This window comes from Listeria valentina (assembly GCF_011800755.1).
GTDB lineage: Bacteria > Bacillota > Bacilli > Lactobacillales > Listeriaceae > Listeria > Listeria valentina.
In genome coordinates this window covers 35,484-45,400 of the sequence record NZ_JAATJW010000014.1, presented here as the reverse complement: position 1 = coordinate 45,400, position 9,917 = coordinate 35,484, and the positions used below count along the sequence as shown (strand labels likewise).

Here is a 9,917-nt window from a genome sequence, read left to right as displayed (position 1 = left end):
AAGTCCTTTCGACATTTGTGTCTATTTATTTACTAGTATATCAAAAAAGGTGTCTACTTTATTAGGATACATGCAGATTATATGATTAGAAAAGGAGGGATCAGATGAATAAGAAGATGTATATTAAAAAATATTTAACAAGATTAGATCAGTATGATGAAGGAACAACAATTAGCCGGGAACAAACTGAGCGAGGAAGAGTTGGATGCTTATTCGAAGGCGCTTGGGAAAGAGATTCCAAACAGCTATCGTTGGTTTCTAGAGACTTTCGGTGAAAGTAGTTTGTTTGGATTCGGATTTGAGGGGAAAATAGAATATTCTGGTTATACAATTGTGGATTTAAATAAAGAAAAAGCGGCTGAACTCGAACCGTTTTTAGGAGCTGATCTAGAAAAGCGCTATTTGTTTTTCATTGATGAATCTTCTGATGGCTATGCGTTTGACTACGATCATATATTGATCGACAATGAACCAGAGATTGTTTGTTGGGACCGAATGGGATTTTACCCAGAGAAAAAGAACTTCTATAGCTTTCTCTGGGATGAAATCAAAAATTACTTTGGTGACGAAGAGGAACTTGCCTTTTTAATTGATGAAGCAGATAAGGAATATTTTGAATGGAAGTGAATTTTTACTGGGTGAAGTACTTTTTTAGAACCAGATAAATTTTTTGAAGTCTCTCCCGTAATCTTCCAAAAAATGCTATAATAGGTGGTAATTGTTAAGTTGATTGAAGGAGGGAACAGGAGTGCCAAAAGAGAAAAATACATTTTACATTACTACACCCATCTACTACCCGAGCGGAAAAGCGCATATCGGACATGCCTATACAACCGTTGCTGGAGACGCAATGGCTCGTTATAAACGTTTAAAAGGGTTTGACGTTTTTTATCTCACAGGAACCGATGAACACGGTCAAAAAATCCAAACAAAAGCGAAAGAACGCGGAATTTCCGAACAGGAATACGTTGATGAGTTCGCCGAAAATTTTAAGGGCCTTTGGGAGAAACTGGAGATTAGCAATACGGATTTTATTCGCACTACTGAGCCGCGTCACAAACGCGGCGTCGAGAAAATCTTTAAACGCCTCGTTGACCAAGGCGATATCTATCTGGGTGAGTATGAAGGCTGGTATTCTGTTTCTGATGAAGAATATTTCACTGAAACGCAGCTTGCTGAAGTGTATCGCGATGAGAATGGAAAAGTTGTCGGCGGAAAAGCGCCAAGTGGCAACGAAGTGGAGCTAGTGAAAGAAGAATCTTACTTCTTCCGAATGAGCAAATACGCAGATCGCCTCGTTGACTATTACAATTCGCATCCTGATTTCATCCTGCCAGAATCTCGCAAAAATGAAATGCTGAAAAACTTCATCGAACCAGGACTTGAAGACCTTGCCGTTTCGCGTACCACATTTGATTGGGGTATCAAGGTTCCTGGCAATCCGAAACACGTCGTTTACGTCTGGATTGATGCCCTTTCCAATTATATTACAGCACTCGGTTACGATTCAGATGATGATTCACTGTTCCAAAAATACTGGCCGGCAGATGTGCAAATCGTTGGAAAGGAAATTGTCCGCTTCCATACCATTTACTGGCCGATTATTTTGATGGCACTTGATTTGCCGCTTCCGAAAAAGATTTTCGGACACGGCTGGATTCTCATGAAAGATGGCAAAATGTCGAAATCAAAAGGCAATGTAGTGGATCCTTACATGCTTATTGATCGCTATGGTCTCGATGCGGTTCGCTATTATTTGCTTCGCGAAGTCCCATTCGGCTCTGATGGTTTATTCACGCCAGAAGACTTCATCGACCGGATTAACTATGACCTCGCAAATGACCTTGGCAACTTGTTAAATCGGACTATTGCGATGATCAACAAGTATTTTGATGGGGAAATCCCAACTTATAAAGGTCATGTGACTGATTTTGATGAAGCGCTTGAAATTTTCAAAGACGAAGTTTTGAAGGAATATGAGGCAGGAATGGAAAATATGCAATTCTCCGTTGTCCTTGCCAAAATTTGGTCCTTCATTTCCCGTACAAACAAATATATTGATGAAACAACACCGTGGGTTCTTGCAAAAGAAGAAAAACAAGCTGAACTTGCAAGCGTCATGACGCATTTAGCGGAATCTTTGCGCATTACTGCCGTTCTTTTAAAACCGTTCTTGACGAAAGCTCCGCAAGAAATCCTTAGCCAATTAAATCTCTCTTTCGAACAGAATTTTGATAGCTTGGTGGGCTTTGGCAAAATCCCAGCTGGCACAAAAGTTGTGGTGAAAGGAACGCCAATTTTCCCACGGCTTGATGCCAAAGAAGAAGTGGCTTACATTCAAGAGCAGATGAAGTCGCAAAAACCTGTGCAAGCTGAGGAAGCCGAACAAGTAGAGGCGCAAGCTTTTGAAACGCCGCAAATCGACATTGAAGACTTCGATAAACTCGATCTTCGGGTAGCGGAAGTCAAACAAGTAGAGAAAGTGAAGAAGGCTGACAAATTGCTTTGCTTCCAACTTGATCTCGGTGAAGGCAAACTGCGCCAAGTTTTGTCTGGCATTGCTGAATTCTACGCGCCAGAAGATTTACTCGGCAAAAAAGTGATTGTAGTAGCCAATTTGAAGCCCGTTAAATTGCGTGGCTTGATGAGCGAAGGAATGATCCTTTCTGGCGAGTCAAACGGCAAATTACAAGTCATTGAAGCAGGTAGCTCCCTTCCAAATGGAGCAAAAGTTAAATAAGTTGAGCGATCCTCATTGCGCGCTTTCGCGCAATGAGGATTTTTTCATGAAAGCGAAAAGTTTTCGAAGTAGATTTTAAATAGTATAATAGAGGGAAATGAAATTTTGGAGGGAAGAAAATGCTTTTTGATACGCATGTCCACTTAAATGATGAAGCTTTCCGTGACGATTTGGAAGATGTTATTCTTCGTGCCAAAGAAAATGATGTTTCTAAAATGGCGGTTGTGGGTTTTAATAAAGATACAATTGAACGCGCGCTTGAGCTAGCTGAAAAATACGATTTTATTTATTTGATTCTCGGCTGGCATCCAACAGACGCAATCGATTTTACAGATCAAGATCTCGACTGGCTTCGTGAACTTACAAAGCACCCCAAAATGGTTGCGCTTGGGGAAATGGGCTTAGATTATCACTGGGATACATCGCCTAAAGAAGTGCAATTCGAGGTGTTCCGTAAGCAAATTCGCCTAGCAAAAGAAGTTGATTTACCTATTGTCATCCATAATCGTGAAGCAACAGAAGACGTGGTACGCATTTTGCGCGAAGAACACGCCGAAGAAGTGGGGGGCATCATGCACTGCTTTGGTGAAACGGTCGAAGTGATGGAAGAATGTTTGGCACTCAATTTTTATATTTCATTCGGCGGAACAGTTACATTTAAAAATGCTAAATTACCTAAAATAGCTGCTGAAAAAGTACCACTCGATAAGTTTTTGATTGAAACAGATGCCCCATATCTTGCGCCGCATCCTAATCGTGGGAAACGAAATGAACCAGCTTATGTCAAGTTGGTTGCCGAAAAAATAGCGGAATTAAAAGAGATTGAATATGAGGAAATCGCCCGCCTATCAATGAATAACGCAAATAAACTGTTTCACTTATGATTTGCATTGTCATGTAACTGTAATAAAAGGAGCACTCTGTAACCTATTCTTAAGTTTTTTGGATACAAAAAGCAGAGTTTTGTCTAAACCACACGATTTTATGCCTAAGTCTCGAGTCGTAGTTGTTTGAAATATTTCTGTTACATTTAAAAAATGTTAGAAAAAATACCTTTTATATGTTTGGCGCTGCAGGGTTTTTCAGCGTTATTAATATAAATATGCAAAAAACTTCACAAAAATTGACAGTTCTTTAGTCCCCCGTATATAATCACTAGCGAGTAGAAAGGGGAGAAATATATGACCATGGAAAACAGCAGTAACTCTGTCCGATCATCAAAATGGAAGTTACCACTTATGATTGCAGGATTCGTTATTGTAGTATCATTGGTTTTTTATTTCGTTTTCGAAGGAACTAAAAACGATATCATTATTAATAACGCTGGTGAAAAAATCGAAGCAAAAACACACGCTAAAACAGTGGGAGAAGCGCTAGATGAATCGGGAATTAAACTTTCCGCACATGACACAGTATCTCCTGCGAAAAACACGAAAATCAAAGATGGCATGAAAATCGATTACACGAAAGCAAACCAGCTGACTATCATAGATAACGGCAACAAAGAAAAAGTGTGGAGTACGAAAAAAACGGTTGGTGACGTTTTAAAGGACGAAAACATTACAATGCGTCCACAAGATGCTGTCAACGTTGCGCTTGATGCAAAAGTTAAAGATGGCATGAACGTGAACATTAACCGGGCGATTGCACTATCGCTTCAAAATGGGGAGAAAAAAGAAAACGTCTGGTCGACAAAAAGCAGTGTTCAAGATCTACTTGATGAAAAAAATATCAAGCTAGGAAAAGATGATCGCGTATCACCTGAAAAAGATGCTGACTTAAAAGAGAACATGACAGTTCGCGTTACATATGTTGATAAAAAAACAGAAGAAAAAAATGAAAAGATTGCTTTTGACACGGTGTATAAAGAGGATTCCAGCTTGGAAAAAGGAGAAACAAAACTTCTTTCGGATGGAAAGCACGGTACGAAGAAAGTTAAATATGAAATTGTTTTTGAAAATGGCAAAGAGAAATCCCGCAAACGCGTAGGTGAATCTCTTCTAACGGATAGTAAAAATAAAGTGGTGGCGCGCGGTACAAAACAAATTCAAGTAGCGACGGTCAGCCACAAAAATTCGGGCAAGAAAGCTGTAGCAGCAGCGCCTGAGCAAGCAAGTTCATCATCAAGTAGCAGTAGCGCGCCAAGTGGAGGCAGAACGTTCACGATGCAGTCCACGGCTTATACAGGTGGTGGCGTGACAGCAACAGGCATTAACTTGTCTGCGAATCCAGGAATAAAAGTAGTTGCTGTAGATCCAAGTGTTATTCCGCTCGGTTCACGTGTTTATGTTTCTGGATATGGCGAAGCAATCGCTGGGGATACTGGCGGTGCGATTAAAGGGAATATTGTGGATGTTTACTTCTCGAGTAACGCAGCTTGCATAAGCTGGGGACGCCGGACAGTGACCGTTACGGTTCTCTAATTAAAAACATGGATAAAGAGCGAGGCTGACTAATCGGGCTTCGCTTTTTCTTTTGGCTTATGATATGATAAGCTTACTGATTTTAGAAAAGGACGTTTTGAGATGGAAAAACCGGTCATACAAGAAGTGATTGTCGTTGAGGGGCGAGATGATACAACGGCGATCAAGCGAGCTGTTGAAGCGGATACGATTGAAACGAATGGTTCGGCAATCAATGAAGAAACCATTGAGCAGATTCGTCATGCGAATGAAAAACGCGGCGTAATCATTTTGACGGACCCTGACTTTCCGGGAGAGAAAATTCGTAAGACGATTGAAGCGCAAGTGCCTGGATGCAAACATGCCTTCATTAAGAAAAAAGATGCCTTACCAAAATTCGGCAGAGGGATTGGCGTTGAGCATGCTTCTCCTGAGGCGATTCGGTCTGCTTTGGAGCGTTTCCATACAAGCCGCGCAAAAAGAGCGGAGACCCCGCTTGTAACACGCGAGAGGCTGATTGAGGCGGGGCTGCTATTTGGCGATGGGGCTAAAAGACGGCGTGAATTGCTCGGCGAAGAGCTGAGAATTGGATATGCGAATGGGAAGCAGCTTGAAGCTCGATTAAATTTGTTCGAAATTACGGCTCAGGAATTTGAAGACGCGCTTGGCGTAGTTTTTCAGGAGGAGAGAAATGAGTAAAGATATTGCAACGCCCGGACGTACGGCGGAGATATTAAAGAAATACGGTTTTTTGTTTAAGAAGAGTTTGGGGCAAAATTTTTTGATCGATCCGAATATTTTGCGGCGAATTACGGAAACGGCGGGTCTTACGAAAGAGACGAATGTTATTGAAATTGGTCCGGGAATCGGGGCGCTGACTGAACATTTGGCGAGGGAAGCGAAAGAAGTGGTGGCGTTTGAAATTGATCAGCGCTTACTACCTATTCTTGCAGACACCCTTTCGCCTTATTCGAACGTGCATATTGAGCACGCGGACATTTTAAAAACGAATGTGGAAGAAGTGATTGCGCAACAATTTGCTGATCCAGAAGCTCCGCTTAAAATCGTGGCTAATTTGCCTTATTACGTTACAACGCCTATTATTTTAAATTTACTTCATTCGGAAATCCCTGTTAACTCGATGACGTTTATGCTTCAAAAAGAAGTGGCAGAGAGAATTAGCGCGGTTCCGGGGACAAAGAGTTATGGCAGCTTGACGATTGCGATTCAATATTATATGGAAGCGAGTCTTGCTTTTATTGTTCCGAAAAACGTCTTTATGCCAAAGCCGAATGTGGATTCTGCCATCATTCACCTTGTGCGTAGAGAAGAGCCGCTTGTTCATGTGGAAGATGAAACTTTCTTTTTCGAGGTGGTGCGGGCGTCGTTTGTGAACCGGAGGAAGACGCTGTGGAATAATTTAGCGCAAAAATATCCCGAATTAAAAGCGAAGCGGCAAGAAACGGAAGACCGGTTTGCGGAAATTGGGATTGATTTAAAACGGCGCGGTGAAACCCTTTCGATTCCAGAATTTGCTGCAGTTGCTGCCGAATTGGCGGAAATTCTAAAAAATTAGCTAAAAATGGGATTTCTTTGTTGACATGGCTTGCTATCCCTGATAAAATATTATCTTATTGATTTTCACTGCTGTTTATGTTATACTAGTAAACAGTGAGGTGGAGATAATGCCAAAAACCATTGCAAGTATTAAGCAAGGTCTAGATGCTAGACTAGGAAAAGCACTAACTTTGAAAGCACACGGTGGACGCAAAAAAACGATTGAACGCTGCGGCGTTTTAGCGGAAACTTATCCATCCGTATTCATCGTTGAACTTGATCAAGATGAAAACAATTTTGAGAGAGTATCTTATAGTTATACGGATATTCTAACTGATGCTGTGGAACTGGTATTTACTGATGATAAAAAAGAACTAGCTTTATAAGAAATAAGTGAGCTGATCCTTTCAGAAAAGGGTCAGCTTTTTTTGTGGAAGAAAATCAAATCAAGCTACATATTTCTTTCGGCTTATGATAGAATATACAAAGAGATTTTAGAGGACTGACGGAGGCAGATAGAATGAAAATAGATTTAAAGGCGCCGGCTAAAATTAATTTATCTTTGGACGCTCTATATAAGCGTGAAGATGGCTATCATGAAGTGGGAATGGTAATGACGACAATTGACCTTGCCGACCGCTTGGAGCTTGAACTCATTTCGAGCGATGAAATCATTCTTGACGTGCGGGCTCATTTTATCCCAAATGACCATCGCAATCTTGTTTATCAGGCAGCTCTTCTTTTAAAAGAAAAATATAACGTGAAGCTGGGCGCGCGAATAACGCTTGATAAGCAAATTCCGGTTTCGGCAGGACTGGCCGGAGGAAGTACGGATGCCGCGGCAGCGCTTAAAGGATTGAATGAACTTTGGAAGCTTGGACTTTCACTTGAAGAACTGGCAGAACTTAGCGCAAGAATCGGCTCGGATATTGCTTTCTGTCTTTACGGGGGCACCGCGTTTGCGACTGGTCGTGGCGAAGTCATTCAGAAGCTACCGATGATGCCTAGCTGCTGGATCATCCTAGCCAAGCCAAGCATCAGCATCTCAACACCGTCTGTTTATAAAGAACTTAAATTGGACGAAGTCGAGCATCCAGATACTAAACGAATGCTTGCAGGCATTGAATCGGGGGATTTAGATGCAATCTGTGATTCAATGGGAAATGTACTTGAAAGTGTCACGCTTGAAAAGAATCCAAAAGTCAAACAGCTGAAGCGAAAAATGCTTGAATTTGGTGCAGATGCAGCGATGATGAGCGGAAGCGGACCAACAGTGTTTGCCATCGTGAAGCAATATTCACGTGCTAAGCGAGTATATAATGGCTTACGTGGCTTTTGCTCAGAAGTTTATATGGTGAGACCTTGGAACGGTGAAGGGATAAACAAATAGCGCGATGCCATTTGGTGTGGCGCTTTTTTTATGTAATAAATCAATAAAAAAAGTATGAAAATCCTTGAAAATACTTCTTGGTAGTTGTCAATTCTACAAAGTCGTTTTATAATGAAGAAAATACGGACAAAACATATAATTTTTTAAAAATTATGCGGATTTTGAAGAGGGAGAGAGACAATGAAAGTTCGGCGCAGTGAACGGTTAATTGATATGACGCAGTTTTTGCTGGCACATCCACGAAAACTAATTCCGCTTACGATGTTTGCAGGACGATACGGTTCCGCTAAATCATCCATTAGTGAGGATTTAGTCATTATCAAGAAAACATTCGAAGATCGTGGCATTGGCACGCTTGAAACGGTTCCAGGAGCAGCTGGCGGCGTGCGTTATATTTCAAAAGCTGATAATGCAGATGTGCTTGATTTTATCCAGACGCTTTGCAACCGAATTGCAGAGCCGGATCGTTTGCTTCCTGGCGGCTATTTATACTTATCTGATTTGCTTGGCGAGCCGGTTACACTGAAAGCGATCGGCAAAATTTTAGCGACGAAATTTAATGATAAACCAATTGATGCGATTATGACCGTTGCCACAAAAGGAATTCCGATCGCGCAAGCAGTGGCAGAACATTTGAGTGTGCCGTTTGTGATCGTGAGACGTGATAGCAAAGTAACAGAAGGTTCGACAGTAAGCATTAATTACGTTTCCGGTTCTAGCAAGCGGATTGAAAAAATGGAGCTTTCGAAACGAAGCTTGCCGGAAGGTTCACGCGTCGTGATCGTGGATGATTTCATGAAAGCGGGCGGGACAATTAATGGAATGAAAAATCTTTTGGATGAATTTAAAGCGACGCTTGTCGGAATTGGTGTCTTAGTCGAGTCGGAATATGCGGAAGAACGCCTTGTTGATGACTACGTTTCGCTCGTTAAAATCAAAAATGTAAATGTGAAAGAACGACAAATTGAAGTGGTTGAAGGCAACTACTTTTCAGCCGAATAAAGAAAGCTGCCACGGCAGCTTTCTTTTTTTATGAAATTCAGTCTAGCGCCGCACGTTCAAATCTTTCTAATTGTGGTAAAATATGGGTTATGTAATTCTAGATTGGATTAGGAGGAAATAGTATGAAAAAATGGGTCAAATGGTTGATCGCGATCGTGGTCATCGTTGTTGTTGCAGGAGTCATCATTACCTTTTTAAATAAGGATAATAAAGATGCTGCAACAAATAGTTCAAAAAGTGATGGAGTCGAAACAAAAGTGAAACAAGGCGAAATGAAAATTGATGCAACTGCAACAGGTGTTATCGCAGCGGCGAATAAAGCAGTTCCTAATTATGATGATCTAGAACTTCAAGTGCAAATGGATGAACTTGATATCCCGAATGTTAAAGTGGACCAAGAAGTAACCGTTAATGTGACGGCGCTTCCTGACAAAACGTTCAAAGGGAAAGTGAAACAAATTGCAGAGCAAGGCCAAGTACAAAATGGCGTGTCTTCGTTCCCAGTGGTTATTTCACTGGACCAAACAGACGGACTGAAAGCAGGGATGACAGCAGATGCATCAATTCTCGTGCAGGAAAAAGCGAATGCGATTTACTTGCCAATTGAAGCCGTTCAAAAAGATGACGATAACCGTTATTATGTGATGCTGCCGAAAAAAGATAAAAACGGAAAAGTGAAAAAAGAAAAGAAAACCGTTGAAACTGGCTTGCATAACGAAGATAATATTGAAATCACAAAAGGTCTTTCTAAAGGGGATAAAGTTATCCTACCTTCCAACAAGTCAAACACACAAGCATCTGGATTTTAATAACTGAAAAAAGGAAG

10 protein-coding genes are annotated in these 9,917 nt (G+C 41.2%); all 10 read left to right on the top strand.

Going from position 1 to position 9,917, the window contains the following annotated elements:
- The first annotated feature begins 153 nt into the window (after positions 1–153).
- The 10 genes from HCK02_RS05535 (at position 154) to HCK02_RS05490 (ending at position 9,900) form a co-directional block, all read left to right on the top strand.
- A complete protein-coding gene (locus HCK02_RS05535) occupies positions 154–627 on the top strand; it encodes an SMI1/KNR4 family protein (RefSeq protein WP_167629104.1) in 474 nt (157 codons plus the stop codon).
- 121 nt (positions 628–748) lie between these two features.
- The gene (gene metG, locus HCK02_RS05530) at positions 749–2,740 is read left to right on the top strand and encodes a methionine--tRNA ligase (protein WP_167629103.1); all 1,992 of its coding nucleotides are present in this window, start codon (positions 749–751) and stop codon (positions 2,738–2,740) included.
- A 119-nt stretch (positions 2,741–2,859) separates the two neighbouring features.
- A complete protein-coding gene (locus HCK02_RS05525; RefSeq protein WP_167629102.1) occupies positions 2,860–3,624 on the top strand; it encodes a TatD family hydrolase in 765 nt (254 codons plus the stop codon).
- A 297-nt stretch (positions 3,625–3,921) separates the two neighbouring features.
- Positions 3,922–5,163 (top strand): resuscitation-promoting factor, encoded by a 1,242-nt coding sequence (locus HCK02_RS05520; protein WP_167629101.1) that lies wholly within the window; start codon positions 3,922–3,924, stop codon positions 5,161–5,163.
- Between the two features lie 102 nt (positions 5,164–5,265).
- On the top strand, positions 5,266–5,841 hold the full coding sequence (gene rnmV / locus HCK02_RS05515) for a ribonuclease M5 (RefSeq protein WP_167629100.1): 576 nt from the start codon (positions 5,266–5,268) through the stop codon (positions 5,839–5,841).
- Positions 5,834–6,718, top strand: a complete 885-nt coding sequence (gene rsmA / locus HCK02_RS05510) for a 16S rRNA (adenine(1518)-N(6)/adenine(1519)-N(6))-dimethyltransferase RsmA (protein ID WP_167629099.1) — start codon at positions 5,834–5,836, stop codon at positions 6,716–6,718. Before rnmV ends, rsmA begins: the two co-directional genes overlap by 8 nt.
- A 109-nt stretch (positions 6,719–6,827) precedes the next feature.
- The gene (gene veg, locus HCK02_RS05505; RefSeq protein ID WP_115753383.1) at positions 6,828–7,085 is read left to right on the top strand and encodes a biofilm formation stimulator Veg; all 258 of its coding nucleotides are present in this window, start codon (positions 6,828–6,830) and stop codon (positions 7,083–7,085) included.
- 134 nt (positions 7,086–7,219) lie between these two features.
- Positions 7,220–8,089, top strand: coding sequence for a 4-(cytidine 5'-diphospho)-2-C-methyl-D-erythritol kinase (gene ispE, locus HCK02_RS05500; protein WP_167629098.1), 870 nt, complete (start codon positions 7,220–7,222; stop codon positions 8,087–8,089).
- A gap of 180 nt (positions 8,090–8,269) precedes the next feature.
- Positions 8,270–9,091: a pur operon repressor gene (purR, locus tag HCK02_RS05495; protein WP_115753381.1), complete on the top strand. Its 822-nt coding sequence runs from the start codon at positions 8,270–8,272 to the stop codon at positions 9,089–9,091.
- 122 nt (positions 9,092–9,213) lie between these two features.
- Positions 9,214–9,900: an efflux RND transporter periplasmic adaptor subunit gene (locus HCK02_RS05490; RefSeq protein ID WP_167629097.1), complete on the top strand. Its 687-nt coding sequence runs from the start codon at positions 9,214–9,216 to the stop codon at positions 9,898–9,900.
- Positions 9,901–9,917 lie beyond the last annotated feature (17 nt).

Excerpts from the sequence above, each read along its gene's own strand:
- HCK02_RS05525 (WP_167629102.1), top strand. The coding sequence starts at position 2,860 with ATGCTTTTTGATACGCATGTCCACTTAAATGATGAAGCTTTCCGTGAC.
- veg (WP_115753383.1), top strand. The coding sequence starts at position 6,828 with ATGCCAAAAACCATTGCAAGTATTAAGCAAGGTCTAGATGCTAGACTA.
- HCK02_RS05490 (WP_167629097.1), top strand. The coding sequence starts at position 9,214 with ATGAAAAAATGGGTCAAATGGTTGATCGCGATCGTGGTCATCGTTGTT.
- HCK02_RS05535 (WP_167629104.1), top strand. The coding sequence starts at position 154 with ATGATGAAGGAACAACAATTAGCCGGGAACAAACTGAGCGAGGAAGAG.
- ispE (WP_167629098.1), top strand. The coding sequence starts at position 7,220 with ATGAAAATAGATTTAAAGGCGCCGGCTAAAATTAATTTATCTTTGGAC.
- purR (WP_115753381.1), top strand. The coding sequence starts at position 8,270 with ATGAAAGTTCGGCGCAGTGAACGGTTAATTGATATGACGCAGTTTTTG.
- rnmV (WP_167629100.1), top strand. The coding sequence starts at position 5,266 with ATGGAAAAACCGGTCATACAAGAAGTGATTGTCGTTGAGGGGCGAGAT.
- rsmA (WP_167629099.1), top strand. The coding sequence starts at position 5,834 with ATGAGTAAAGATATTGCAACGCCCGGACGTACGGCGGAGATATTAAAG.
- HCK02_RS05520 (WP_167629101.1), top strand. The coding sequence starts at position 3,922 with ATGACCATGGAAAACAGCAGTAACTCTGTCCGATCATCAAAATGGAAG.